Raw genomic sequence first — 25,639 nt, 5'->3', positions numbered from 1 at the left:
GCGCCCTAGGCTGCGCCCCATGGCTGAGCAGGATGGCAGGAAGCACGAGCTGACCGGGTACGTCGACATCTGGTGGCAGGCGGTCGACGACCTGACCACGCTGCTCGAGGGCCTCGACCCCGAGGACTGGCGCCGCCCCACCGACCTCGCGGGGTGGGACGTGCACGCGGTCGTCGCGCACACCGCCCACCTGGAGTCGCTGCTCGCCGGCGGCGAGCACGCCGACGTCGACGTCTCGGGCGCCTCCCACGTGCGCAACGCGCTGGGGACCTTCACCGAGCAGGGCGTGGTCGCCCGGCGCGACCGCACGCCCGACGAGCTGCTCGTCGAGGTCCGCGAGAGCGCGACGCGTCGCCGCACCGCGCTGCTGGCCGACCCGCCCACCGACCCCGACGCCCCCGCCCCCGGCGCCTTCGGGATGGTCGGCTGGTCGACCCTGACGCTGCTGCGCAACCGGCCGCTCGACGTGTGGATGCACGAGCAGGACGTCCGGCGGGCCGTCGGCCGCCCCGGCAACCTCGACTCCCCCGCGGCGCTGCACACGGTCGACTACCTGTCGGAGAGCCTCGGCCTCGTGCTGGCCAAGCGCGTGGGCGCCCCGGCGGGCACCACCGCAGCCGTGCGCGTCGAGGGCCGCCCCGAGCGCCGGTTCCGGGTCGGAGACGACGGTCGTGGCCACGAGGTCGCCGCCTCCGACGGCGCGGCCGACACCACGCTCGACCTCGGGGTGGAGGCGTTCGCCCTGCTGGCCGGCGGGCGGCGGCCGGCCGACTCCGTCGACCTCGCGGTGACGGGCGACGCCGACCTGGGCCGGCGCCTCGCCGGCGCCATGGCGGTCACCCCGTGACGTCGCCGGCCTGGACGCTCGCCGACGTCGGCGACCAGTCCGGTCGGACCGTCGTGGTGACGGGCCCGAGCCCCGGCGGGCTGGGCCAGCACGTCGCCCTCGAGCTGGCGCGGCGCGGCGCCCGGGTCGTGCTGGCGGGCCGCAGCCGGGAGAAGCTCGACGCCACCGCGGCGACCGTCCGCGGCGAGGTGCCGGGAGCCGCGCCGGAGCAGCTCCTGGTCGACCTCTCCTCGCTGGAGTCGGTGCGCGGCGCCGCGAGCGCAGCCCGCGACCTGGGCCCCCTCGACGTGCTGGTCAACAACGCGGGCGTGATGGCGACCCCGCAGCAGGTGACCGGCGACGGCTTCGACCTGCAGATGGCGACCAACCACTTCGGGCCCTTCCTGCTCACCGGCCTGCTCCTCCCCCAGCTGCGGGAGGCGGGCGGCGGGCGCGTCGTGACCGTCAGCTCGCTCATGCACCGCCGGGCGCGGCGCGCCCCGCTGGGCGACCCGCGGGTGCGCCGCGAGCGCTACCGGCGCTGGCAGGTCTACGCCGAGTCCAAGCTGGCCAACCTGCTCTTCACCCACGAGCTGCAGCGGCGCTGCGACGCCGCGGGGGTGCCGGTGCGGGCGCTCGCCGCCCACCCGGGCATCGCGGGGACCCACCTGACCGCCAACGGCCAGTTCGGCCGCTCCTCGGGCGGGGCGGCCTCGATCCTGGACGCCACCGTGCGCGCGGTCTCCCAGTCGGCGGCCGCGGGTGCCTGGCCCGTGCTGATGGCGGCCACCGCCGACCTGCCCGGTGGCTCCTTCTGCGGGCCCGACGGCTTCCAGCAGGTCTCCGGACCGCCGCGGCTCGTCGGGTCCAGCGCGCTGGCCCGCGACGAGTCGGCCCAGCGCCGCCTCTGGGAGCTCAGCGAGGAGGCCGTGGGCCTGCGCTGGCCGTGACCCACCCACGTGGGCCGGTCAGTCGTCCTTCTTCTTCCGCTCCACGTCGCGGACGCGGACGAGCCCGCCCATCGTGCCGACGTACGCGCCCCCGTTGGGGCCCAGCGTCACCGCGGAGTAGTGGGCGTTGAAGAGCGTCCCCGTCCCGGCCCGCACGGAGAACGCCGTCCGGCCCGTGCTCGCGTCGACCGCGGTGAGGTACCACGCCGAGACGCCCCACAGGGTGGGCCGCTTGGTCCACGTGTAGAGCAGCCCGGTCTGCCAGGAGACGACCGGGAGGGCCGAGGGGGCGACCTCCTCGTTGGTCCAGGCGACCCGGCACTCGCCTCCCGCGTGGTCCACCCGGGCCAGCCCGGGCGAGGTGGCGAAGCCCATCAGGGTGGCGCGGGGCGAGTGGTAGCCGTGGTTGTTCTCGACGATCACGCCGGAGCCGACCGAGGATAGCGAGGTCTCGGTCGCGGACTCGCCCCCGTCGAAGAGCGCCGAGCGGCAGACCTCGGCGCCCGAGGAGCGGTCGACGAAGACCACGTGGAGGCGCGGCTCGGCGTTGTCGGCGATGGCGACGAGGTTGTCGTCGACCAGGGTCGGGGAGGTGCCACTGCCCTGGGCGAACTGGCCCGCCTTCTGCTCGACGCCCCGGTCGTAGGGGGTGCGCCACGAGACCACGGGGGCCCCCTCGGCGTCGACGGCGAAGCGGTAGAGCGCGGCGTCGCTGACCAGGAAGACGCCCCCGGTCTCGTCGACCGCGAAGGTGTTGGTGATCCGCTCGCCGGTCAGGTCGGTGGCGTGCACGGTCCCGGTGACCGGGTCGACGAGGCCGACCCTCCCCTCCCGGCTGGCCCACCAGATCCGACCCGTCCAGTCGGGCTTGACTGCGACCAGGCAGTCGTCCTCGGCGACCCGGTCGGCGAGGTCCCACGACTCGGCGACGGTCAGGTCGGGCTTCCCCTCGGCGTCGGCGGTGCCGACCGCCTGGATCTGCCGCTCGGTGGTGGTGACCACCGCGCGGTCGCCGTTGTCGAGGTAGAACTGCGAACCGTTGCAGACGTCCTGCCACGGGGAGACGTCGCCCTCGAGCCGCCCGGGCAGCCGCTTGGTGCTGAGCGGGTCGAGCGACTCGGGGTCGAGGACGCGCAGCAGCGCCCCCTCGCGGTCGTGGCACAGCGCCACCACGCGGCCACGGGAGTCGAAGGCGAGCCGCCCGCACTTCTCCAGGCCGTACCAGCCCGTCTCGACCTCGGGCCGGTCGCCCAGCGGGCCGCCGCCGGGGTAGGCGCCGCTGGACCAGGCGTCGTTGCCGACCGCGTCGGCGCCGGTCGGGGCCAGCCACGGGTGCTGCGGGGGCTGCTCGGCCTCGATCGCCCGCGCGGAGACCTGCCGCCCGTCGTACCCCGGGGTGACGAGCAGCCCGCCCGTGTGCGGGATCGGCAGGCGGCCGTCGGGCACCGCCCAGACCACCAGGCCCAGGCCGACGACGACCGCGGCGCCGACGGCCACCCCGCGCCGGGTCACCTCGGGCCGCGGCACCCGCTCCCGGACCCGGGGGACGGCGAGCAGCACCGCGACGAGGACCAGGGTCCACGGGCCCACTGCGAGGTAGACCAGCCCGACCAGGGCCAGCAGCAACCAGCCCACGTCTCAACGGCCCCCACGGCGGGAGGTGCGGGACGGGCGGGTCGCGGCGGGGTGGTGCATGGGCACGAGGATAGTTCGTGCCCCGGGCTCAGGCGGCCAGGCGGGCGTCCTTCGCGGCCTGGGCGCGGCGCGCCTCCTGGGTCATCCGGGCCTGGAGGGCGCGACGGGTCTTGCGGTCGCCGGTGACCATCTTGAAGAGCTTGACCAGCTGCTGCGGCGCGTTCTTCACGGTCGTGGTCTCGACGAAGCCGTTGGGCAGGCTGAGCCGGACCACCTTGTGCCAGGCGCTGTAGACCTGCTGCGGCAGGGGCCGCTCGAGGTAGGTCAGGCCGTAGCGGTCGAAGAGCGCCTTCACCTGCGGGGCGACCTCCTTGTAGCGGTTGCTCGGCAGGTCGGGGAAGAGGTGGTGCTCGATCTGGTGGCTCAGGTTGCCGGTCATCACGTGCATCGCCTCGGAGCCCGAGATGTTGGCCGACCCCAGCATCTGGCGCAGGTACCACTCGCCGCGGGTCTCCTTCTCGGGGATCGCGGCCCGCTCGAAGGTCTCGACGCCCTCCGGGAAGTGGCCGCACATGATCACCGAGTGCGACCAGACGTTGCGGACCAGGTTGGCGGTGAAGTTGGCGGCCAGGGTCGGCAGGAAGGAGCCGGTCGGGATCGCCAGCGCCGGGTGGACGACGTAGTCCTTGGTCATCTGCTGGCGGATCTTCCTCAGCGTGTTCCGGGCCCGGCGGGTGAACTCGGGGCTCCGCTTCTCCTGGGGGATCCGCAGGTTCTTGCCGAGCTCGAGGTCGTAGGCGGCGATGCCGTACTCGAAGAAGCACGCGTTGACGAAGTTCCAGATCGGCTGGCCGAGGTAGGCCGGGACCCACTTCTGGTCCTCGTCGACGCGCATGATGCCGTAGCCGAGGTCGTTGTCCTTGCCGACGATGTTGGTGTAGGTGTGGTGCACCTCGTTGTGGCTGTGCTTCCAGCCCTCGGCGGTCGAGGCGTTGTCCCACTCCCAGGTGGTGGAGTGGATCTTGGGGTCGCGCATCCAGTCCCACTGGCCGTGCATGACGTTGTGGCCGATCTCCATGTTCTCGAGGATCTTGGCCACGCTGAGCCCGGCGGTGCCGACCACCCAGGCCGGCGGGAGGGCGGAGAAGAGGAGGACGGCGCGGCTGCCGAGCTCGAGGTAGCGCTGCGTCTTCACCATGCCGCGGATGTACGCCGCGTCGTCGGCGCCGCGGGAGTCGATCACCTGCTGGCGGATCCGGTCGAGCTCGCGCCCGATCTCCTCGACGTCCTCGGGGGTGAGGTGGGCGATGGGGCTCTGGGCCTTCTTGGTGATCGTCGTCATCTGTCGACTCCTCGCGGGTGGTGGGATCGAACGGGTCAGTGGTCGAGGGTGCACGCGCCGGCGGCGGCGCTGATGCAGGTCTGGATCTTCACGCCGGCGGGGTCGGTCTCGCCCGGCACGGCGGTGGTGATGGCGCCGTTGCGCAGGTCGCGCACGGAGCCCTCCTTCATGGGGAGCACGCAGCCCATGCAGATGCCCATCCGGCAGCCGGACGGCATCAGCACGCCGGCCTCCTCGGCGGCGTCGAGGATGGGGGTGGCACCGTCGCCCTCCACCTCGACCCCCGTGCGGGTGAAGGTGACGGTGCCACCCTCCCCGGCCTCGACGCGGGAGACCCGGAACTGCTCGATCGTCAGGCCCAGGCCGCGCGCCGCGTGGTGCGCCTCGAGCGCGTCGAGGAGGGCGGAGGGGCCGCAGGCCAGGGTCCGGCGGGCGGCGAGGTCGGGGACGATCGTCTCGAGCTCCTCGACGTCGAGGACGCCGTGGACGTCGTCGTAGCGGGGCACCAGCCGGATCATCCCGGCCGCGTCGAGCGCCTGGAGGTCGCGCAGGAAGATCGAGTCGGGCTCGCTCGGCGCGACGTGGACCACGGTGATGTCGTAGGCCTCGCTGCGCGGCAGCCGGACGACGCCGGAGTCGGTGACCGGGAAGAGGTTGCGGAGCATCCCCACGACGGGGGTGACGCCGGAGCCGGCGGTCACCATGAGGAGCTTGCCGCCGTCGGTCGGCAGCACGAACTCGCCGGCCGCCTGCTCGAGGTGGACCAGCGTGCCGGGGCGGGCCTCGCGGACCAGGTGGCTGCTGACGACGCCGTCGGCGACCGCCTTGACGGTGATGGAGATGTGGCCGTCGGGGCGCGGGCCGTGGGTCAGGGAGTAGGCGCGCCAGTGGCGCACGCCGTCGACGTCGATGCCGACGCGGGTGTACTGGCCCGGCACGTGGCCGGCCCAGTCGGCGCCCGGCTTGATCACGATCGTGGCGGCGTCGGCCGTCTCGGGCTCGACCGAGACGATCCGACCGCGCAGCTCGGCGCCGGAGCGCAGGGGCGCGAAGAGGTCGAGGTAGTCGGCCGGCATCAGCGGCGTCGTGGCGGCCTCGACGAGCCGGACCGCGCGGTCCCGCAGGCGCAGCGCGGGGGCGCTGCGGTGCCGTCCCCGACGGTTCCCGTCGGAGGTCTCAGTCAGAAGCATGGCCATGCGTCCATCATGACTGGTCGGGGGAGGTAGATTCCTGACCGGCAGACGTGAAGGTTCAGGTCACATTTGTTCGCATAGAACAGTTCGCGGCGACAGGAGGGGCAGATGGTGCGTCGTACCGCCCGGATGGCCGACGACCACGGCCTGGAGCTCAGCGCGGCCGAGGTCGACGTGATGCGCGACCGGCTGCCCGCGGTCGCCGACGCGGCGGTCAGCGCCATCATCGCCGAGGTCCCCACCTATGCCAACGCCCTGTCGGGGACGATGGGCGAGACCATCCGCAGCGCGGTGCAGCTGGCGCTGGGCGGCTTCATCCAGCTGGCCTCGCGCCCCCGGGTCGGCGCCCGGCCCACCGCGCCCGCCATGGAGGGGGCCTACCAGCTCGGCCGCGGCGAGGCCCGCTCGGGCAGGAGCATGGAGGCCCTGCTGGCGGCGTACCGGGTGGGCGCCCGCGTCTCCTGGAGCGAGATGTCCGCGGGGCTGCTCGCCGACGGCGTCGACGCCGAGACGCTGGCCAAGTTCGCGGGACTCGTCTTCGCCTACATCGACCAGCTGTCGGCCTCCAGCGTGGCGGGCCACAGCGACGAGTCGGCGACCACGGGCCGGATGCGCGAGCAGCTGCGCGAGGCGCTGGGCAACGCCCTGCTCCGCGGCGACGCCACCGACCTGCTGGTCCGGGCCGCCGGGCGCGCCGAGTGGAGCCTTCCCGAGACGCTCACGGCCGTGGTGCTGCCCGAGGCGCACGTGCGGGCCGCGCTCGCCGCCGTCGACCCCCGCACCGTGGCGGTGATGGACCCGACCGCCGAGGAGCTCGCGGTGCTGCTCGCCCCCGACGCCACCCGGGCGGTGCTGCTCCGGGCCCTGAGCGGGAGCCCGGCAGTGGTGGGCCCGGCGCGCCCCTGGCAGGAGGCCCGGTCGTCGTGGCTGCGCGCCCGGCGCGCCTTCGAGCTCGACGCCGCGATCACCGACACCGAGCAGCACCTCGCCGACCTCGTCGTGCAGGCCGACCCCGACGCGCTGGCCGACCTGCGGGCCCGGGTGCTGGAGCCGCTGGACGAGCTGGCGCCGAGCGCCCGCGACAAGCTCACCGACACCCTGCGCGCGTGGCTGCTCCACCAGGGCCGCCGGGAGGCGGTGGCCGAGGCGCTCTTCGTGCACCCGCAGACGGTCCGCTACCGGGTGGGCCAGCTGCGCGAGCTGTACGGCGACCGGCTGGAGGAGCCCGAGTTCGTGCGGGAGGCGACGATCGCCCTGGCGTGAGGCACTCCGCGGGCATGGACGCACGTCCCGGAGGGCACGGGGCGCCCATGAGCCTCCCCCGCACCGAGAGCCCGACCAGCACCGACCGCGCCCGCCAGGTCACGGTGACCGTGAGCGAGGTGCTCTGCCTCGTCGGCACCCTGGTCGGCACCGGCGTGATCGGGACGCCGGTGAGCGAGAGCGCCGGCGGGGCGCTGTCCGACCAGGCGACGCTGCTCGCGCCGGCCGGGCCGGCGTTCTCGATCTGGTCGGTGATCTACGCCGGCCTGCTGGCCTACACCGTGTGGCAGTGGCTCCCCGGCCGGGCGACCGACCCGCGGCTGCGGGCCACCGGCTGGCTCGCCGCCGCGTCGATGCTGCTCAACGCGAGCTGGCTGCTGGTCACGCAGGCCGGCTCGGTCTGGGGCGGCGTCGTGGTGATCGTGGCGCTGGCCGCCGTGCTCGGGGTGCTCGCCCACCGGCTGGTCACCGTGCGCAGCGACGCCGAGGGCAGCGCCCGCACCGTCGACCGGGTGGTCGTCGAGGGCACCTTCGGGCTCTACCTCGGCTGGGTCTCGGTCGCCACCTGCGCCAACGTCGCCGCCGCGCTGGCCGACAGCGGGGTGACGCCCTCCTCCCCGACCGCCGACGTGCTGGCCGCCGTGGTCCTGGCCGTCGTCGCCGCGCTGGCCGCCTTCTACGCCTGGCGGATCGGGGCGCGGACCGTGCTGATCGCCGCCACCGCCGCCGCGATGGCCTGGGGGCTCGCCTGGATCGCCGTGGGCCGCAGCACCGAGGCGCCCGAGTCGACGCTCGCCACCGTGGCCGCGGTGGTCGCCGCCGTCGTGGTCGCCGGGGCCGCGCTGCTGCGGGTCCGCGGCAACGCCGGTGTCTCGCACGCCTGACGCGACCCGTCCCTCAGCGCTCCACGAACGCCAGCTGCGCGGTCTTGCCGGGCAGCTCGACCACCGGCCCCAGGGTCGCGCCGAGCCGCCGCAGCAGCGCCACCGACTTCTCGTTGCGCACGTCGGGCTCCATGACGACCCGCCGCACGCGCGGGTCGGCGAAGGTGCGCGCCACCAGCTCGGCGACCAGCGCCGGGGTGTGACCCGCCCGGGCGGGCTCGTCGGCGAGGAAGAGGTGGACGCCGAGGTCGCCGGGCCGCCGGTCGTAGCACTCCCCGATCTCGTCGACGAAGGGGTCGTAGGTCTGCAGGATCCCGACCGGCACCCCGTCGTCGTGGACCACCTGCGCGGTGAGGTGCTCCTGCTCGTCGATGTACGCGTAGATCGCCGCGACCTCCTCGACCGGCTTGCCGCGCATCCCCCAGAACTCCGCCCGCGGCCGGTCGACCCACGAGTGGATCAGCGCCGCGTCGCGCGGCGGGTCGACCGGGCGCAGCACGAATGGCTCGACCGGCACCAGCGACCCGTCGGCCCACGCCGCCACCTGCGGCTCCTGCGGCACGGCCCAGCGGCTGGCCGCCCGGTCGGCCAGGTCCCAGGCGTAGCGGGCGACGGGCCCGCGGACCACCCGGTCGGAGCCGGGCAGCCAGCCCGTCGCGGCGACGCAGTCGGAGTCGCCGGCCAGCAGGGTGCCGTCAAGCAGGGTGCCGTCAAGCAGGGTGCCGTCAAGCACGAGCCGGTGCCGCTCGCCCCAGGTCCCGGGGGGCGGGTCGGCCGCGACGTCGGCGACCGCCGCGGCGACCAGCGCCGGCAGGTCGACGTCGAGCACCCGGCGTACGTCGTCGGGGTCGGCCAGCCAGTGCGGCAGCGCCGTCGCGAGCCGCGCGGGGAGGTCGAACCACGGCGCGTGCAGCGCTCCGTAGGGGCAGGGCTCGCGCAGCGGCGCCAGCCGCGGCGCGGCGGCGACCCGCGCGACGAGCCGATCGCGGACCGCGGCGAACAGGGCCGCCTCCTCGCTGTCGGCCGCCATCCGGCCGTCCCAGGCGCGCAACCGGTCGGTGACCGGCGACCCGGGCGGCAACAGGTCGAGCAGCGGCCGCCAGGCGACCTGGAGGTCGTCGGTGAGCACCCGCGCGACCGAGTCGACGTCCCAGCCGCCGGCGGGAGGATCCGCGAGCAGCGCGGCGATCCGGTCCCGGCGGAACGGGGCCGCGAAGTCGCCGCCGAGCACGGCGAAGGAGTCGTCGACCCGGTCGTTGGCGGTGACCAGCACGTCGCCCGGCCCGCCCTCGCGGTGCGGCAGCGGGGCGTCGTCCGGCAGCCCGGGCAGCCGCCCGGCGACCCGGTGCAGCAGCCGGCCGCCCGTGTCGGCGACCACCCAGTTGTTGACCGGCTCCACCCAGTGGTCGAGGGCGGCGTCGACGTCGGCGACCGTCCGGGCGCGCAGCAGCGGCAGCAGGGCGCGGAAGCCGAGGTCGGCGTCCCGGGTCGACGGGGTGAGCAGCGCCCACGCCTCGCCGCCCGGGCCGGTGACGACGACCGGCCCGTGGGCGGTGCCGGCGACCTCGACCTCGACCGGGTCGGCGCCGGCGACCTCGACCACCTCGGTGCGCCGCGACACCACGTCGGCGTCGGTCACCGGGGTCAGCCGCTGGTGGTCGGCCATCGCGTTGGTCACCGCCCAGGCCACGCCGCCGGCGTGCCCGAAGTGCTGGACGCCGGGGACGCCCGGGAAGGTCAGCCCCGCGACGTCGATCCCGGGCCCGGTCAGCCGGACCTGCAGGTACACGTTCGGCGACTCGATGAGCCGGTGGGGGTCGCCGGCGACGACCGGCGACCCGGTCGCGGTGAGGCCCCCTCCGACGACGAAGGCGTTGCTCCCGTGCGGGTTGCCCTCCCGCCGCAGCAGCGCCACGGCCTCGTCGCCGAGGTGGCGCCCGACGTGGTGGCGCCACAGCTCGTGGGGGTAGTTGGCGAAGTGGACGTGCTCGACCAGGAAGACGGCGAGCGGCGTCCACGGCTGCCAGCCGTCGAGCCCGGCCTCCCGGACGCCCTCGACGTACGCCGTGACGAAGGCGGCCGTCCCGGGGTCGTCGGCCTCGAGCCGCGCCAGGCCCCGCCGGGCGACCTCGGCGATCCCGAGCCGGCGGGCGAAGGCGTCCCACTCCACGCCGGCCGGGCCGTCGAGCGCGGCGACCCGCCCCTCGGCGTACGCGCGCTGCCGCTCCAGCTGCTCGCCGCGGAGCGCGACGGTGACCCGCCCCTGCTCCCGGGCGAGCCCGAGGACGCTGTCGGCCCGCACGTGCGGCACGCCCCAGTGGTCGACGGTGCTGCTCGCCCCGCTCATGCGGTGGCCTCGACGAGCTCGGCCGACGAGGACGGCTCGGCCGACGAGCAGGGGTTGGCGAGCGTGCCGGCGTAGAGGAGCGACTGCGCCTGGTCGGTCAGGTCCACCATCTGCAGAGTGTTGCGCAGCTGGAGCCGGTTGAGGCAGCTGTGCCGGAACCGCGGACGGCGCAGGTCGTGACGGGCCACGGCCCTGGTCACCTCCGGGTCGTCGGCGTGGTCGGCGGCGTGCTCGTCGAGGCAGCGCGCCACCTCGGCCCAGAAGGCGTCGACGTCGAGCACGCCCTCGGTGTGCAGCAGCCCGGCGACGTGGCGCAGCACCCCGTCGAAGACGTCGGTGTGGATCGTCAGCGACTGCTCGTCGACGGGCACCGACGCGCGGATCCGCTCCACCTCGGGCGGCAGCGGGGCGTCGCCCATCACGGCCACCTCCTCGCCGACGTCCTTCATGATCGCGCGCACGACCACGTGGTCGCGCAGCACGAGCACGAGGTTCTCCCCGTGCGGCATGAAGGCGAGGTCGTGGGCGAGCAGGCAGTGCACCAGCGGCCGCAGGTAGGCGCGCAGCCACCCCCGCACCCACGCGGCCGGCTCGAGGCCCGAGGCGCGGACCAGCGCGGCGACGTGGGAGGCGCCGCCGCCCCCGTCGGGGTCCACCGGGTCCCGGTGCAGCAGCGACGCCATGGTGGCCAGCCGCTCCCCCTCGGCCAGCCCGGGCACGGGGCTCTCGCGCCACAGCGCGGCGACCATCTTGCGGTGCGCCGACGGGGTGTCGATCCGGTGGAAGACGTCGCCGGTCCAGCCGATCGCGGCGTGCTCGCGCAGCACGGTGAAGCCGCAGTCCACCAGCGTCGGGTCGGCGGCGACGAGGTCGGCCACCCAGTCGTTGATCGCCGGGGTCGGCCCCATGTAGGCCGGGGAGAGGCCGCGCAGGAAGCCCATGTTCTGGATCGCCAGCGCCGTCTTCACGTAGGAGCGCTCCGGGTGGTCGACGGGGAAGAACGTCCGGATCGACTGCTGCGCGCGGAAGGCGCCCGGGCCCTCGCCGAGCAGCACGACGTCGCGCCGCGCCACCGACGGGGCGAAGGTGACCGCCACCTTGTCGACCCACTGCCACGGGTGGAGCGGGAGGAAGCGGTACGCCGCGGGGTCGAGCCCCAGCCCCGCCAGCCGGTCGCGCCACGCCGCCAGGGTCGCCTCGCCCAGCTCGCGCCGGTAGTGCTCCTCCTCACCCAGCCCGCGGGCCAGCGAGAGCCGCGACTGGTCCTTGCGGACCGCCAACCAGAGCAGCCGCACGTCGCGCCCCGCCTCCGGCGCGTACGCCGCGTAGTCGTCCGCGCCGAAGCCGATCCGCCCGTTGTTGGCCACGAAACCGGGGTGGCCCTCGGTCATCGCCGCCTCGATCTCCTGGTAGCCGGCGTCGAGCAGCTCGGTGACCGACGGTCGGTCCTGCGCGAGCTTCCACGCGGCGGCCGACAGGGTGGAGGCCAGCTCCTCGAGGTAGACCGGCAGCAGGGCGTCGGGGATCCCGAGGTCGGGGGCGAGCTCGGCGACCAGCTCCTGGGCGTCGAGCTCGCACGCCTCGCCGTCGACGGTCCGGGCCAGGGAGGCCTCGTCGACCACCCAGTGCTCCAGGGGAAGCACCCGCGCGGTGAAGGTGTAGCGGGCGCGCCCGTCGGGGGTGGTGAGCGCGTAGTGGTCTCGTCGCTGCGCGACCTCCTCGACCGGCGGGGGGACGGGCTCGGGGGCGAGCAGCCTCTCGTGGCTCAGCTCGGCGATCGCCTTGGCGACCAGGTGGCGCTGGGCCCGGGCCATGAGCTCGGGCGTCAGGTGCTCGTCGTACCTCATACGACCGCCTCCTCGGAGCCGAGCCGCGACCCGGCGAAGTCGGCGCGGTCGCAGAAGCTCAGCGCCGCGACCTTGTCGGAGAGCCGCACCTCGCGGGCGACCCGGAAGCCGGCGGCCGCGTTGAGGGCGGCGATCCGATGGTTGCGGACGTCGGGCTCGACCACCACCCGCGGCCCCCGGGCGAGGCAGAAGGCGACGACCTCGCGCATCACCGCGGCGGTGAAGCCGGAGACCGGCGCGTCGGTCGGGGCCACCAGCAGGTGCATCCCGACGTCTCCGGCCGCGACCTCGGGCAGGTCGCGCAGGTCGGGGTGGCGCAGCGGGTCGTAGGTCTCGGCGAGGAACTGGGGCACGCCGTCGGCCCGGCCGAGCCACGCGTCGTGGTGCGGGTCGTCGGCGATCCGGGCGTACTCGGCGGCCACCTCGGCGACCGAGGCGCCCTGCATCCCCCAGAAGACCGAGCGGGGGTGGGTGACCCAGCCGTGCAGCACGGCCAGGTCGCGCTCCGGGTCCAGGGGCTCCAGCGTCAGCCTCATCGGACTCCCCCCTTCAGCCGGTCGGGCACCCCGAACTCCTGGAACGCGGTCCGCTTCTCCACCGGGTAGACCTCGCGGCCGGTCAGGGCGGCGATGATCACCGAGCTGCGCATCGCGCCCATCCCCAGGTCGGGGGCGACGAAGCCGTGGGTGTGCTCCTCGCCGTTCTGCACGAAGACCGTGCCGTCGTCGTCGAGGGCGAAGCGCTCGTCGGCGAGGAACCGCCCCTGCTCGTCCCACCGGATGCGGTGGCGGACCGGGTCGAGGAACGCCGGCACCTGCGCGGCGTACCCGGTGGCGAGCACCACCGACCCGGTGGCCAGCGAGAAGGCCTCGCCGGTCTCGGTGTGCCGCAGCGCGAGGCGCCAGCCGTCGCCCTCGCGCGCCGCCCCCGTCACCTCGGTGGCGGTGAGCAGGGTGGTGTCGGGCGCGCCGTCGACCGAGCGGGAGTAGAGCGCGTCGTGGATGGCGTCGATCGTCGCCGAGCTGATCCCCTTCGACAGCGCGGCCTGCCCTGCCTGGACCCGGGTCCGGGTCTCGGGCGGGAGGCCGCGGAAGTGGGCGCTCCACTCCGGGGAGGTCATCTCGAGGGTCAGCTTGGTGTACTCCATCGGGAAGAACCGCGGGCTGCGGGTGACCCAGTGCAGCGCGTAGCCACCGGCCGGCTGCTCGGCCAGCAGGTCGGCGTAGACCTCGGCCGCCGACTGCCCGGAGCCGACGACGGTGATCGACCCGGTCGCCTGCAGCTCCGCCTTGCGGGCGAGGTAGTCGGCCGAGTGCGTGCCGCGCTCGCCCAGGACCGTCTCGAGCCCCGCGGGCACCCGCGGCGCGGTGCCCGTCCCGAGGACGAGCCGCCGCCCCCGGAAGGTCTCGCCGGTGGCCGCGCGGACGACGTACGCCTCGCCGTCGTGGGCCACCTCGGTGACCTCCCGGCCCCAGCGCAGGGTGGGCAGGCGGTCGGCGACCCAGCGGCAGTACCGGTCGTACTCGCGACGCAGCGGGTAGAAGCTCTCGCGGACGTAGAACGGGTAGAGCCGGCCGGTCTCCTTGAGGAACTGCAGGAAGGAGAAGCGGGAGGTCGGGTCGGCCAGCGTCACGAGGTCGGCCAGGAACGGCACCTGGAGGGTGGCGTCGTCGAGCATCATCCCGCCGTGCCACTCGAAGCGGTCGCGGCCGTCGAGGAAGACCCCGTCGAGCCCCTCCACCGGGTCGGCCAGGGCGGCGAGGCCGAGGTTGAACGGCCCGATCCCGATCCCGACGAAGTCGTGGACGTGCGCGTCGCTCACCGGACCGCCTCCACGAGGTGGAGGGCGCGCTGCCGCGGCGGGCGGCCCACCACCAGCTCGGCCGCCAGCCCCGCGCCGGTCTCCCGGAGCAGGTCGAGGAGGCCGGCGAGCTGCTCGACGTCGGCGCGGGGGTTGAGCAGGGTGAGCTTGAGGAAGGTGCGGCCGTCGACCTTGGTGGCCGCGACCATCGCCCGGCCCGAGTCGTAGAGCGCGGCGCGCAGGCGGGTGTTGAGGGCGTCGAGGTGGGCGCCGTCGACGCCGGCCGGGGCGTAGCGGAAGACGACGGTGGAGAGCGACGGAGGGGCCGCGAGCTCGAGGTCGGGCGCCGCGGCCACCCGCTCGGCGACGGCGGCCGCGAGGTCGATGGCCGCGTCGAACCAGTCGCCGACGGTGTCGGCGCCCATGGTCCGCAGCGTCATCCAGAGCTTGAGCGCGTCGAAGCGGCGGGTGGTCTGCAGGGACTTGTCGACCTGGTTGGGGTGGGCGGCGTCCTTCGGGTTGAGGTAGTCGGCGTGCCAGGTGACGTGGCGCAGGGTGGCGCCGTCGCGGACGACCAGCGCGCTCGCCGAGACCGGCTGGAACCACGTCTTGTGGAAGTCGACGGTCACGGAGTCGGCGTGCTCGATCCCGGCGAGCAGGTGCCGCCGGGTGCGCGAGGCGAGCAGGCCGCCGCCGTACGCCGCGTCCACGTGCAGCCAGGCTCCGTGCCGTCGCGCCAGGGCCGCGAGCTCGGGCAGCGGGTCGATCGCCCCGAAGTCGGTGGTGCCGGCGGTGGCCACCACCGCCATCGGCACGTCGCCGGCGGCGGCGACGCCGTCGAGGGCGCGGGCGAGCGCGGCGGGGTCCATCCGGCGCCCCGCGTCGATGGGGACGCCGAGCACCGCGGCGTCGCCGAGGCCGAGCAGCCGGGCGGCCTTCTGGACGCTGAAGTGCGCCTGCGTGGACGCGAGGATCCGCAGCCGGTCGGCCGGCGCTCCCGCGGCGAGCGCGTGGTCGCGGGCGAGCAGCAGGCCCTGCAGGTTGGACTGGGTGCCGCCGCTGGTGAAGATCCCGTCGCCGCCGACGTGGTCGGGGCCGTGGATCCGGCCGGCGGTCCAGTCGACGAGGTGGCGCTCGATGAAGGTGGCGCCGACGCTCTGGTCGAAGGTGTCCAGCGAGGCGTTGACCGAGCTGATCAGCACCTCGGCCAGCAGGGCGGGGACGGCCACGGGGCAGTTGAGGTGGGCCGCGTAGGCCGGCTCGTGGAACCAGACCGTGTCCTGCAGCCACAGCCGGGAGAGCTCCTCCACGGCGCTGGCGGCGTCGCCGAGCGGCGCGTCGAGGTCGACGGCGGCGACCCGGGCGGCCGCGGAGCGCGCGTCCCGGCCGGTCGCCGGGCGGCCGCCGCGGTCGAGGTGGTCGGCGACCGTGCGGGCACCGAGGGCGACGGCGTCGAGGTAGGACGTCGTGTTGTCGTGGTGGAACAGCTGCGACAGGGGCGGCTGCTGCGGGGGTGGCGTGGTCACCGAGAGACCTCCGAATGAGTTAGGTAAGGCTCACCTTACTCAGAGCGGAGGGTCCGGCGTCCACCCGGCGCTCAGGTCGCGGACGCCTCCGGGTCGTGGACCCGCACCCCGGCCACCCACGTCCCGGCCACCCGGTCGCCCATGCCGCGCAGGTGCTCACCGGTCGCGGCAGCCGACTCCTGGGGCGCGAGCGGGTCGGCGTCCAGCAGCACCAGGTCGGCCGGGTGCCCGGCCGCGACCGTGCCGAGCCCGTCGACCGAGGCGGCCAGCGCCTCCTGCGCGGTGATCGCCTGCTCCGGGTGCCACGGCTCCCGGTCGTCGGCGGTCCGGTGGACCGCGGCGGCCATCGCCAGCCAGGGGTCGAGCCGCGCGACGGGGGCGTCGGAGCCCATCGCGAGCGTGACCCCGTCGTCGAGCATCCAGCGCAGCGCGAAGCAGCGGTCCCCGCGGCCCGGCCACAGCCGCTCGCTGACGTCGCGGTCGTCGAGCAGGTGGGCGGGCTGGACGCTCGCGACGATCCCGAGCTCCGCCATCCGGCGCACGTCCTCGCGGCGCACCAGCTGCGCGTGCTCGATCGTGCCCTCGATCCCGGTGGCCGCGAAGGCGTCGAGGGCGGCTGTCACGGCCCGGTCGCCGATCGCGTGGACCGCCGCGGTGAGGCCCTGCGCCCTCCCGCGAGCGAGCAGGGCGGCGAGCTCCTCGGGCGACTGGTTGGGGTTGCCGTGCGGGAAGCCCAGGGGTGCCGGGCCGGCGTAGGGCTCGCAGCACCAGGCGGTGCGGGTGTTGAGCGACCCGTCGCTGATGATCTTGAGCGGCCCCATCCGGGCCAGGTCGCTGCAGCCGGGCAGCACGTCGCCCGTGCGCAGGCCGGCCTCGACGACGTCGTCGAGCCCGGCGGCGTACGTCGCCATCCGCAGCCGCAGCAGGTCGGCGCCAGCCTCCCAGCGGCGCGCCCAGTCCTCGTGGCCGCCGCTGAACTCGAAGTCGGTCAGCCCGACCACGCCGAGGGCCGCGGCCTGCTCCATCGTGCGGCGGTAGGCGTCGGGCCCGGTGCCGTCGTCGCCGAGCACCGAGGAGAGCCGGCCGTAGGCGTCGAACCACTCCAGCTCGGAGACGACGCCCTCGCGCAGCGGCAGGTGGAGCGTCTTGAGGGCGACCGTGTTGAGCCACGCGTGGTGGCCGTCGCCGGCGATCAGGACGACCGGCTGGTCGGAGCCGAGCGCGTCGAGCATGGAGACGACGGGGTCCTCGGGCCAGGCGGTCGGGCGGTGCCCCCAGCCGATCACCGGCAGGTCGGGCCACTCCGCCAGCCGGTCGGCGACCATCCGGACCGCCTCGGCGGCCGAGCGCACCGGAGCCAGGTCGAGCCGGGCGCTCGAGAGCGTCCACTGGCCGAGGTGGACGTGCTGGTCCCACAGCCCCGGGACCACCCAGCGACCCTCCGCGCGGACCTCCTCGGCTCCGTCGCGGTCCAGGCCCGGGGCGACCTCGGCCACCCGGCCGTCGCGGAGCCGCAGGTCGACAGGCGCGTCCGGCACGGCGTCGCCGGGGCGGACGGGGACGAGGCGCACGTCGCGCAGCAGGAGGTGGGCCGACTCGGTCATGGGCGGCACCCTAGGCGCCGACCCCGGTCTCCCCCCAGACCTCCCACGTCTGCACCGCCCAGAAGGTGGCGAAGAGCACCAGCAGCAGCGCCTCGACGAGCAGGACCCACCCGACGGGGGCCTCGACGAGCAGCAGCACCGCGGCCAGCGCCACCACCGCGACCATCCCCAGGGCGAGCGCCCCGTAGACCGCGTCGAGCCCGGTCATCCGGCGGCCGGCGGCCGGGGCGCGGCGCAGGTGGGCGCCCGCCGGCGACTGCTCCGCCGGCACGTCCCCCAGCCGCTCGAGCAGGCGCAGCCCCAGCGTGGTGCGCAGCAGCGCCACGCCGCCGAGCAGGACGAACATCGCCACGGCCGCGGGCTCGTGCACGTGCCGCGACACCCACCCGGGGGCCATCGCGAAGGCGACGAGCAGGGCCACCAGCAGGACCGCGGGGGCACCCCGCAGGACCCGGCGGAACCGGCGCGGGCACCGCCAGTCGTCGACGTCGCCGCCCGCCCGCGGCAGCAGCACGACGGAGACCACCCACAGCAGCAGGCCGACCGCGAGCAGCGCGCCCACGGCGTACGCGTTGAGCCGCACCACGGCCGGGTCGTGGGCGGGCAGGTGCTCGCCGGAGGAGTCCTTGGGCCAGCACGCCGCGGCCGCGACGAGCATCCCGAGCCCGCCCGCCACGTTGAGCAGGGTCTGCTCGGTGAGGGTGTCGCCGCGGACCGCCAGGAGCAGGCACGCCGCGGCGGCGACCGCGAGGACGAAGAGCGTGCGGGCGTCGGTGTACCAGGTGTCGGAGATCGTCGGGGGCCACGCCCCGTCGGCCACCCGGACGGCGAGCGGGGCGAGCAGCACCAGGACGGTGCAGGCGACCAGGCCGATCCGGAGCGAGAAGTAGGTGGCCCGGATCCCCATGGACCGAGGCTAGCGGCGGCCGCCGTACCGGAGCAGCAGCCACATCCCGACCGCCGTGCCGACGACCATGATGAGGCCGAGGACCAGGGTGTGGAGGGTGGCGTCCGACGTCTGCATGCCTCCCACTGTAGGCCGCTGGCTAACCTCGGCCGCATGCCCCGGACCATCGCCACGAACACCCGCGTCGACCTCGACGGCCTGCTCGACTTCGTCCGGCCGCGGCACCGCTTCCTGCTCGTCACCCGGCGGGGCGACGGCAGCCCGCAGGCCTCGCCGGTCACGGGCGGGGTGGACGACGCCGGCCGGCTCGTCGTCGCGACCTACCCCGAGCGCGCCAAGACCCGCAACGCGCGGCGGCGGCCCGAGGTCGACGTCGTCGTGGTCTCCGACGAGTGGGACGGGCCGTGGGTGCAGGTCACCGGGAGCTGCGAGGTGCTCGACGCCACCGACCCCGACCCCGCGCGGGCCACCGAGGCGCTGGACGCCTTCGTCGAGTACTTCCGCAACATCTCCGGCGAGCACTCCGACTGGGACGAGTACCGGCGGGCGATGGTCGACCAGGGCAAGTCGCTGCTCCGGGTCACCCCCGTCCGCTGGGGCCCGGTCGCCACGGGCGGCTTCCCCGCCCGGCTCGCCTGAGCCGCGCGCCCGGGGCCGCCGTCACTTCGCGTCGGCGTACGACGCCACCACGGCGGCACTGAGCGGGAAGTCGACGCGGGCACCGAAGAGGAGCCGCGCCGCGGTGCCCGCCGCCTCGCGCGCCGCCTCCACCACGGCGTCGGTCAGCCCGGCCGGGGTGTGCACGACGACCTCGTCGTGGAGGAAGAGGACGAGGTGGGGCCGCCGCTCCAGCGGCGCACCGCCCTCGCCCAGGGCCCACAGCCGGTTGCGCAGGTCGGCGATCCACGCCGCGGCCCACTCGGCCCCCGTGCCCTGGACGACGAAGTTGCGGGTGAAGCGGCCGTAGGCGCGGCGCAGCCGGGCCTGGTCGCGCGGGTCGGGGGCGGGGGCGTCGGGGTCGACGTCCCACGACTCCCCCAGCGACGGCGAGCCGCGCCCCAGCAGGGTGCGCACCACCTCGCCGCGCTCGCCCGCTCGGGCCGCCTCCTCGACGAGGCCGAACGCCTGCGGGTAGCGCCGGGTCAGGTCGGCGACCATCCGGCCGCTCTCGCCGCGGGTGGCGCCGTACATCGCCCCGAGCAGCCCGAGCTTGGCGTGCTGCCGGGTCGACACCGCCCCCGAGTCGACCATCCCCTGGTAGAGGTCGACCCCGCGCGCGGCCGCGGCGAGCGCCCGGTCGCCGCTCATCCCCGCCAGCACCCGCGGCTCGAGCTGGGCGACGTCGGCGACCACCAGGGCCCAGCCGTCGTCCGCGACCACCGCCGGCCGCACCTGGGCGGGGAACGAGAGCGCCCCGCCGCCGTCGGAGGCCCACCGCCCGGTCGCCGACCCGGCGGGCTGGTAGGACGGCCGGAAACGGCCGCCGCGCACCCACTCGTCGGCCCACGCCCAGCCGTTGGCCGACCAGAGCCGGGAGAGCGACTTGTGCCGCAGCAGCGGCTCGACCGCCGGGTGGTCGACGGCGCGCAGGGTCGAGGCCCGCACGTCGGCGACCTCGTGGCCGGCGCGGCGCAGCGCGGCCATCAGCTCGGGACGCGAGTCGGGGTTGAGGCCCGGCGTGCCGAGCAGCCGGCCGACCTCGGCGGCCAGCTCCTCGAGCCGCTGCGGACGGTGCCACTGCGACGGCCGCGGCCCGAGCAGGTCGAGGAGCATCCGCTCGTGGACCTCCGCGCGCCACGGCACCCCGGCGTACGTCATCTCGGCGGCGACCAGCGCGGCGGCCGACTCGGCGGCCAGCAGCAGCCCGAGCCGCCCCGGCTCGTCCGAGGCGGCGACGCAGGCGAGCTGGCGGGCGTCCTCGAGGTCGGCGCGCAGGTGCTCGGCGGCGTCGTCGGCGGCGAAGAGGCCGGGCTCGTCGGGCGCCGCCGGCCCGAGCCGGTCCCAGACCGCCCGGTCGGGACCGTCCAGCAGCGCCGGGTCGGCCGCGGGCGCGCGACGCAGCAGGCGGTGCGCCAGCCGCAGGTCGTGGCAGCGACCCACCCGGACGCCGGCGGCGAGCAGGGGCGGGTACCACCGGGCCGTGTCGTCCCAGACCCAGCGCGGCCCCTCCCGCGCCTCGCGCGCCGCGACGTACCCCGGGAGCTCGGCCTGCGCCAGCTCGCGGGCCCCCTCCCCGTCGACCACCAGCACGCGCTCGCCCGGCAGGCGGGAGAGGGCGACCCGGGTCATGGCGTCCACCCTGCCGCACTACCTTGTGGGGCATGACGACCGGATGGTGGCTCGCCCTGCTCGGGGGCAGCGCGATCGCGTGGGCGATGCTGCTCGACGTCCGCTGGCGCACCTACGCCCGGCTCGCCCGCTGGTGGGTCGGCTGGGCGCAGCGGCGCGGACGCGCCGCCGGGCCGCTCTCGCTGCTCCTCTCCCTCGGGGCGCTGGGCGCCTACAGCGCCGTCGTGCTGCTCGTCCTCGGAGCCGCGCGGGAGGAGGGCGGCGGCTGGTGGGCGCTGGCGGCCTGCTGGGTGGCGACGCTGGCCTACGCGCCGTTCCTCTGCGCCACCTGCCCGCAGCAGAGCGGCTACTGGGCGTGGCGCGCCGACCTCGCCGACGCCGGAGCGGACCGGAGGCTGCAGCGCCGGATCGCCTGGTGGGCCGGGCCGCCGACCGTCGCGGGGGTCATGGTGGTGACGTTCGGCGCCATCTGGGTGACCACGTGAGGCGGCGGGCCGCAGCGGTGGCGGGCGTCCTGCTCGTCGTCGGGGCCGGGGCGGGGTGGGTCGCCCAGCGGACCGTCGACGCCCCCGACCACGTCCCGGGCGAGGCGGCGCCGGTGCCGGCGGAGTCCCCCGCGCTCCCGTTCACCACCGACGAGGAGCTCACCCCCGACCCGCCCCAGCCCCCGCTGGAGCCGGGCGTCCCGCTGGCGGAGACGTCGTTCGGGACCACCCCGACCCGCCTGGTCTTCCCCGTGCCGGTGGGGTGGCAGCGGCTGACGAACGCCCCCAACGAGTTCCGCTGGAAGGTGCCCGGGCACCCCCAGGACACCTACGTGCTGCGCGTGGAGCACGTCGGCAGCCAGCGCCGGACCATCGCCGAGCACCGGGCGGAGCGGATCAGGTCGGCGAAGGCCCAGGAGCTCGAGGTCGACGTCCTGGACGACTCCGGCGACGGGCTGACCTACACCTACGTCGACGACCTCGGGCAGCGCCGCCACCTCGTCGTGCGCTGGCTCGACCTGGCCGGCGGCCCGGCGGCCGAGGCGGAGGTCAACGTCTCGGCGCGGGTCCGCGACGCCGAGGGGGCCGCCGACCTGTCCCGGCGCGTCGCCGGCGGCATGCGGCAGGAGTGAGGGACAACCAGATGGGCCTCCGTCGCGTCTCACCGGGCATGAGGACCCTCACGCGGCTCGCCCCCGCCTTCCTGCTCGGTCTGGTCGTGAGCGGCTGCGCCGACGACGCGGAGACGACGGAGCGGCCGACGCCGTCGGCGAGCCCCGCCGACCCTTCCCCCGGCAACCCTTCCACCGGCAACCCTTCCACCGGCGACGAGCTCACCCTCGACGGCGGCGTCACGGTGGTGGGTGAGTGGGAGGAGGCCGAGCTGCTGGGCGACCGGCTCCCGGCCGGGGAGGCCTTCGGGCTGCCCCGGGTCGTCTACGCCGTCGCCGACCCCGACGACGGCGAACAGCGCGCGCTCGTCTCCTACGGCCTGCTCAGCGAGGGCCGGATCTTCCGGACCGTCCCGGCGCTCTCGCCCGAGGAGGAGGAGGCCCCCGACGGCATGGACCTGTACGGCGGCTTCGAGGAGCAGGGCGCCTACGACCTGCTCGGCGCGGTGCCGGGCCGGGTCGCGGTCTCGGTCGAGGCGCCCGACGGGACCGTCGAGCCGGTGGCGGCCCAGAGCGCGACCGTGCTGCCCGGCTGGACCGTCTTCCACCACCGCGGCCCGTGGTCCCCCGACTGGGACGCCCTCGCCGCGGCCCCCCTGGTCGTGACGACCGACGACGGCGTGCGGGTCGAGGTCCGCGAGCGCAGCTGGGTGGGCTGACGACGGCTCAGGGGCCCTCGACCGAGTCGAGCACCCGGCGGACGGTCGCCAGGTCGGCGCCGCGCACCTGCACCCACAGCTGGCGGTCGTCGCCCACCTGCTCCAGGTGCTCCAGGACCACGGAGGCGGGGGCGGGGCAGTCGCGGTGCACCGCCGTCATCGCCTCGCCGTCGGCACCCGCAGCGCCGGGCTCGACCCGGCTGCTGCCGCACTCCGGGTGGCCCGGGAGCGCGCCGGGCAGGTCGTCGCCGTCCAGCAGGGCCACGAAGGCGCCGGTCCCGGCGTTGCGCCAGTCACCGGCCGAGCCCACGGACAGGGCCGGCAGGGACGCGTCCCGGCCCGGCGGCGTCCAGCCGGCGTCCCGGACCTCGCCCGCCCAGGCGGCCGGCACCGTCACCGCCAGGGTCCCGCTGGCGTCCTCGACCCGCTGCTCCCCCCCGAGCGACCCCGCGGCCGCCCAGCCCAGCCCGCCCCCTGCCGCGAGCACCAGCGCGCCGCCGGCGAGGAGGAGCGCCGGGCGCCGGCTCGCGGCGGGCGCCGGCCCTGGCAATGTCGACGGCTCGTGCACGGTCGCCGCGTCCGGCTCGAGTGCCGCCCCGAGCGGCTCGAGCGCCGTGCGGAGCGGCTCTAGCGCCGTGCGGTCGACGTCGACGCCGCCACCCGTCGCCCGGACCAGGTCGGCGACGAACTCCGCCACCCCCGCCTGCCTCTGCTCGCGGTCCGCGGCCAGCCCGCGGGCCACGACGGCGGCCAGCGCGGGGTCGAGCCCGTCCAGCGGCGCCAGCGGGGGCGGCTCGGCGGCCGCGGCGAGCGAGTCGTGCGACCAGGCCGGGCGGCCCACGAGCAGCCGGTGGGCGAGGGCCGCGAGGGAGAAGAGGTCGGCGCGGCCGTCGAGGCCCTCCCCGCGCGCCTGCTCGGGGGCGACGTACGACGGGGTCCCGGCGATCACGGTGAGCCGCGAGGAGACGTCGAGCGCCTTGCCCAGCCCGAGGTCGGCGAGCATCGCCCGGGTGCGACCCCCGCCCGACTCGCCGGTCTCGTCGGCGCGGAGCAGCACGTTGCCGGGCTTCACGTCCCGGTGCAGGACGCCGCGGGCGTGCAGGGCCTGCAGCCCGGCGCCGACCTCGACGAGGATGCGCAGCGCCTCGTCGCGCGGGAGGGGCCGGCCGGGCAGGGCGGCGACGCGCTCGGCCAGCGTGCCCCGGTCGGCGTACGCCATCACGAGGTAGGGGCGGCCGTCGTCGGTCTCGCCCGCGTCGTAGACGGGGACGACGTGGGGCGACTCGACCTTGCGGAGGAATCGGCCCTCCTCCACGAAGCGGCGGCGCACGTGCTCGTCGCCCGACCAGTTGTCGGCGAGCACCTTGATCGCGACCGGCGAGTCGAGCTCCTCGTCCTCGGCGAGCCAGACGGTGGCGAAGGCGCCCGCGCCGAGGCGGCGGCGTACCGGGTAGCGACCGATCGAGCGAGGCGAGGACATCGGCGCCAGTCTTGCAGCATGGGCGCACCGCGCAGGGGTACGGACGGCAGATGAACGAGCCCACCACCGCCCAGGACCGGCCCGCCCCGACGGAGAGGCCGCTCGCCCTCGTCACGGGGGCCAGCAGCGGGATCGGCCTCGAGCTCGCCCGGCAGTTCGCCGAGCACGGCTTCGACCTCGTGGTCAACGCCGAGGACCCCGCGATCGAGGGAGCCGCCGAGGAGCTGCGCGCCCACGGCGGCGAGGTGCGCGCCGTCCAGGTCGACCTGCGCCGTTCCGACGGCGTGAGCGAGCTGATGGCCGCGGTCCGCGAGGCCGGCCGGCCACTGGCGGCGGTGGCGCTGAACGCCGGCGTCGGCCACGGCGGCCGCTTCGTCGACACCGACCTCGCCCACGACCTGGGGATCATCCAGCTCAACGTCGTCTCGACGGTCCAGCTCGCCAAGCTGGTGCTGGTCGACATGGTGCGCGCCGGCGAGGGGCGGGTGCTGGTGACGAGCTCGATCGCCTCCGAGATGCCCGGCGCGTTCCAGTCCACCTACAACGCCTCGAAGTCGTTCCTGCAGTCCCTCACCCAGGGGCTCCAGGAGGAGCTGCGCGACACGGGCGTCTCGCTCACCCTGCTGATGCCGGGGCCGACCGACACGGAGTTCTTCGCGCGGGCCGACATGGAGAAGACCAAGGTCGGCCAGGGCGCCAAGGACGACCCGGCCAAGGTGGCCCGCCAGGGGTTCGAGGCGCTGATGTCGGGCGAGTCGCGGGTGGTCGGCGGCGGCTGGCGCACCCGGGTGCAGGAGGCGGCCAGCAAGGTGCTGCCGGACCGCGCCAAGGCGGCCCTGCACCGCAGGATGGCGGAGCCGGACGCCTAGGGTTGGCCCCATGGAGGCCACCCCGATGACCCCGGACGAGATCGACGCCGTCGCCCGTCGGGCCCAGGAGGGCGACCGGGCCGCGATGGAGCAGCTGCTCGGCGAGCTGCGGCCCCGGGTGCTGCGGATCTGCCAGGGCGTGCTGCCCTACTCCGACGACGCCGAGGACGCCTGCCAGGAGGCGCTGCTCAGCATCTCGGCCAAGCTGGACCAGTGGCACCGGCGCGGCCGCTTCACCACCTGGCTGCACGTGGTGGCGCTCAACAGCGCCCGTTCGACGTACCGCCGGCTCAAGAACCTGGCCGCACCCACCGACGTCGCCCCCCTGGAGCGCCCCGACCCGCGCACCACGAGCGTCATCGCCGGCACCCGCCTCGACCTGCTCGAGGCGCTGGAGACGATCGAGGCCGAGCACCCGGCGTTCGTGCAGCCGCTCGTGCTCCGCGACGTCTACGGGCTGGCCTACGACGAGATCGCCGACCAGCTCGAGCTGCCGCTCGGCACGGTCAAGGCGCAGATCCACCACGGTCGCAAGCTCGCCCGGCCGCTGCTGCGCGGAGCCCGGTGAGGGAGGCGCTCGCCGACCACGCCTGGCCCGTCTACCTGGTGTGCCTGGGCGTGGGCTTCGCCCACGTGTGGGTCGTCGACGAGCTGGGACTCCCGGATCGACTGGCGGCCTGGTGGGTGCCGCGGGCGCAGCGACGTGGCCGCTGGGCCGGGCCCTGGTCGGCCGCGATCTCGTCACTGGCACTGATCGCCCTCGTCGTGGTCCTCATGGTGGCGCACCTGCCGGGGGGCACCATGCCCTGGTGGTGGCCGTGGCTGGTCGTCACGGTCGCGCTGGCGCTGTACCTGCCGTTCTTCGTCACCACGGCGCCGTACGTGTCGGGCTACTGGCGGTGGCGGGAACGGCTGCGCCAGCAGGGGGCGGACGACCGGCTGCAGAGGCGGGTCTCCTGGTGGGCGGGACCACCGTCGTTCGCGGGGTTCTGGGTGATCTCGTGGTGGGCCCTCACGTTGCTCTCCCGGGCCGGCTCCTAGCCGGCGGCGGGACCAGCGGT

23 protein-coding genes are annotated in these 25,639 nt (G+C 75.7%); 11 read left to right on the top strand and 12 right to left on the bottom strand.

Going from position 1 to position 25,639, the window contains the following annotated elements:
* Positions 1-19: 19 nt before the first annotated feature.
* Complete coding sequence (locus tag DNK53_RS04925) at positions 20-847, top strand: maleylpyruvate isomerase family mycothiol-dependent enzyme (RefSeq protein WP_110181118.1); 828 nt, start codon at positions 20-22, stop codon at positions 845-847.
* The gene (locus tag DNK53_RS04920; RefSeq protein ID WP_110181117.1) at positions 844-1,776 is read left to right on the top strand and encodes an oxidoreductase; all 933 of its coding nucleotides are present in this window, start codon (positions 844-846) and stop codon (positions 1,774-1,776) included. Before DNK53_RS04925 ends, DNK53_RS04920 begins: the two co-directional genes overlap by 4 nt.
* Before the next feature lie 18 nt (positions 1,777-1,794).
* Here DNK53_RS04920 and DNK53_RS04915 read toward each other — a convergent pair whose 3' ends face one another.
* From DNK53_RS04915 to DNK53_RS04905, 3 genes are all read right to left on the bottom strand, one after another.
* On the bottom strand, positions 1,795-3,411 hold the full coding sequence (locus DNK53_RS04915) for a hypothetical protein (RefSeq protein WP_110181116.1): 1,617 nt from the start codon (positions 3,409-3,411) through the stop codon (positions 1,795-1,797).
* An 88-nt stretch (positions 3,412-3,499) separates the two neighbouring features.
* Positions 3,500-4,753, bottom strand: a complete 1,254-nt coding sequence (locus tag DNK53_RS04910) for a fatty acid desaturase family protein (protein WP_110181115.1) — start codon at positions 4,751-4,753, stop codon at positions 3,500-3,502.
* 35 nt (positions 4,754-4,788) lie between these two features.
* A complete protein-coding gene (locus tag DNK53_RS04905) occupies positions 4,789-5,949 on the bottom strand; it encodes a ferredoxin reductase (RefSeq protein WP_338040995.1) in 1,161 nt (386 codons plus the stop codon).
* A 105-nt stretch (positions 5,950-6,054) separates the two neighbouring features.
* Here DNK53_RS04905 and DNK53_RS04900 point away from each other — a divergent pair, with 105 nt between their 5' ends.
* Positions 6,055-7,209, top strand: a complete 1,155-nt coding sequence (locus DNK53_RS04900; RefSeq protein WP_110181114.1) for a PucR family transcriptional regulator — start codon at positions 6,055-6,057, stop codon at positions 7,207-7,209.
* Between the two features lie 47 nt (positions 7,210-7,256).
* Positions 7,257-8,093 carry a tryptophan-rich sensory protein gene (locus DNK53_RS04895; RefSeq protein ID WP_110181113.1) on the top strand — a complete coding sequence of 279 codons (837 nt, stop codon included), beginning with the start codon at positions 7,257-7,259 and terminating at the stop codon, positions 8,091-8,093.
* Between the two features lie 13 nt (positions 8,094-8,106).
* Here DNK53_RS04895 and DNK53_RS04890 read toward each other — a convergent pair whose 3' ends face one another.
* The 7 genes from DNK53_RS04890 to DNK53_RS04860 form a co-directional block, all read right to left on the bottom strand.
* Complete coding sequence (locus DNK53_RS04890; protein ID WP_110181112.1) at positions 8,107-10,440, bottom strand: GNAT family N-acetyltransferase; 2,334 nt, start codon at positions 10,438-10,440, stop codon at positions 8,107-8,109.
* On the bottom strand, positions 10,437-12,287 hold the full coding sequence (locus DNK53_RS04885) for an IucA/IucC family protein (RefSeq protein ID WP_110181111.1): 1,851 nt from the start codon (positions 12,285-12,287) through the stop codon (positions 10,437-10,439). Before DNK53_RS04885 ends, DNK53_RS04890 begins: the two co-directional genes overlap by 4 nt.
* Positions 12,284-12,823 (bottom strand): GNAT family N-acetyltransferase, encoded by a 540-nt coding sequence (locus DNK53_RS04880; protein WP_110181110.1) that lies wholly within the window; start codon positions 12,821-12,823, stop codon positions 12,284-12,286. Before DNK53_RS04880 ends, DNK53_RS04885 begins: the two co-directional genes overlap by 4 nt.
* The gene (locus DNK53_RS04875; protein WP_110181109.1) at positions 12,820-14,109 is read right to left on the bottom strand and encodes a lysine N(6)-hydroxylase/L-ornithine N(5)-oxygenase family protein; all 1,290 of its coding nucleotides are present in this window, start codon (positions 14,107-14,109) and stop codon (positions 12,820-12,822) included. Before DNK53_RS04875 ends, DNK53_RS04880 begins: the two co-directional genes overlap by 4 nt.
* On the bottom strand, positions 14,106-15,614 hold the full coding sequence (locus tag DNK53_RS04870; protein WP_239456350.1) for a pyridoxal phosphate-dependent decarboxylase family protein: 1,509 nt from the start codon (positions 15,612-15,614) through the stop codon (positions 14,106-14,108). The genes DNK53_RS04875 and DNK53_RS04870 overlap by 4 nt, the downstream gene beginning before the upstream one ends.
* 71 nt (positions 15,615-15,685) lie before the next feature.
* Complete coding sequence (locus tag DNK53_RS04865) at positions 15,686-17,218, bottom strand: amidohydrolase (RefSeq protein ID WP_110181108.1); 1,533 nt, start codon at positions 17,216-17,218, stop codon at positions 15,686-15,688.
* Between the two features lie 10 nt (positions 17,219-17,228).
* Positions 17,229-18,125, bottom strand: coding sequence for a hypothetical protein (locus DNK53_RS04860; RefSeq protein WP_110181107.1), 897 nt, complete (start codon positions 18,123-18,125; stop codon positions 17,229-17,231).
* Between the two features lie 153 nt (positions 18,126-18,278).
* Between DNK53_RS04860 and DNK53_RS04855 the strand changes: the two genes are divergently transcribed.
* Positions 18,279-18,764: a PPOX class F420-dependent oxidoreductase gene (locus DNK53_RS04855; protein ID WP_110181106.1), complete on the top strand. Its 486-nt coding sequence runs from the start codon at positions 18,279-18,281 to the stop codon at positions 18,762-18,764.
* Between the two features lie 21 nt (positions 18,765-18,785).
* Here DNK53_RS04855 and DNK53_RS04850 read toward each other — a convergent pair whose 3' ends face one another.
* Complete coding sequence (locus DNK53_RS04850; RefSeq protein WP_110181105.1) at positions 18,786-20,414, bottom strand: bifunctional 3'-5' exonuclease/DNA polymerase; 1,629 nt, start codon at positions 20,412-20,414, stop codon at positions 18,786-18,788.
* Between the two features lie 32 nt (positions 20,415-20,446).
* Here DNK53_RS04850 and DNK53_RS04845 point away from each other — a divergent pair, with 32 nt between their 5' ends.
* The 3 genes from DNK53_RS04845 to DNK53_RS04835 are packed head-to-tail and all read left to right on the top strand — an operon-like array spanning position 20,447 to position 22,229.
* Positions 20,447-20,899 carry a hypothetical protein gene (locus tag DNK53_RS04845; protein WP_110181104.1) on the top strand — a complete coding sequence of 151 codons (453 nt, stop codon included), beginning with the start codon at positions 20,447-20,449 and terminating at the stop codon, positions 20,897-20,899.
* Positions 20,896-21,531: a hypothetical protein gene (locus tag DNK53_RS04840; RefSeq protein ID WP_162599782.1), complete on the top strand. Its 636-nt coding sequence runs from the start codon at positions 20,896-20,898 to the stop codon at positions 21,529-21,531. The genes DNK53_RS04845 and DNK53_RS04840 overlap by 4 nt, the downstream gene beginning before the upstream one ends.
* 38 nt (positions 21,532-21,569) lie before the next feature.
* The gene (locus DNK53_RS04835; protein WP_162599781.1) at positions 21,570-22,229 is read left to right on the top strand and encodes a hypothetical protein; all 660 of its coding nucleotides are present in this window, start codon (positions 21,570-21,572) and stop codon (positions 22,227-22,229) included.
* A 7-nt stretch (positions 22,230-22,236) separates the two neighbouring features.
* On the opposite strand, the gene DNK53_RS04830 is transcribed toward DNK53_RS04835, so the two are convergent.
* Complete coding sequence (locus DNK53_RS04830) at positions 22,237-23,709, bottom strand: serine/threonine-protein kinase (RefSeq protein WP_110181101.1); 1,473 nt, start codon at positions 23,707-23,709, stop codon at positions 22,237-22,239.
* A 50-nt stretch (positions 23,710-23,759) separates the two neighbouring features.
* On the opposite strand from DNK53_RS04830, the gene DNK53_RS04825 reads away from it, so the two are divergent.
* From DNK53_RS04825 to DNK53_RS04815, 3 genes are read left to right on the top strand one after another with little or no spacing between them, the layout of a single operon-like run.
* The gene (locus tag DNK53_RS04825; RefSeq protein WP_110181100.1) at positions 23,760-24,578 is read left to right on the top strand and encodes an SDR family NAD(P)-dependent oxidoreductase; all 819 of its coding nucleotides are present in this window, start codon (positions 23,760-23,762) and stop codon (positions 24,576-24,578) included.
* Positions 24,579-24,588: 10 nt separating this feature from the next.
* Positions 24,589-25,146, top strand: a complete 558-nt coding sequence (locus DNK53_RS04820) for an RNA polymerase sigma factor (protein ID WP_110181099.1) — start codon at positions 24,589-24,591, stop codon at positions 25,144-25,146.
* Positions 25,143-25,619, top strand: coding sequence for a hypothetical protein (locus DNK53_RS04815; RefSeq protein WP_110181098.1), 477 nt, complete (start codon positions 25,143-25,145; stop codon positions 25,617-25,619). Before DNK53_RS04820 ends, DNK53_RS04815 begins: the two co-directional genes overlap by 4 nt.
* Positions 25,620-25,639: the final 20 nt, after the last annotated feature.

Origin of the sequence: Nocardioides solisilvae, from assembly GCF_003194625.1 — a bacterium.
GTDB lineage: Bacteria > Actinomycetota > Actinomycetes > Propionibacteriales > Nocardioidaceae > Nocardioides > Nocardioides solisilvae.
This window is presented reverse-complemented; position numbering and strand designations above follow the sequence as displayed.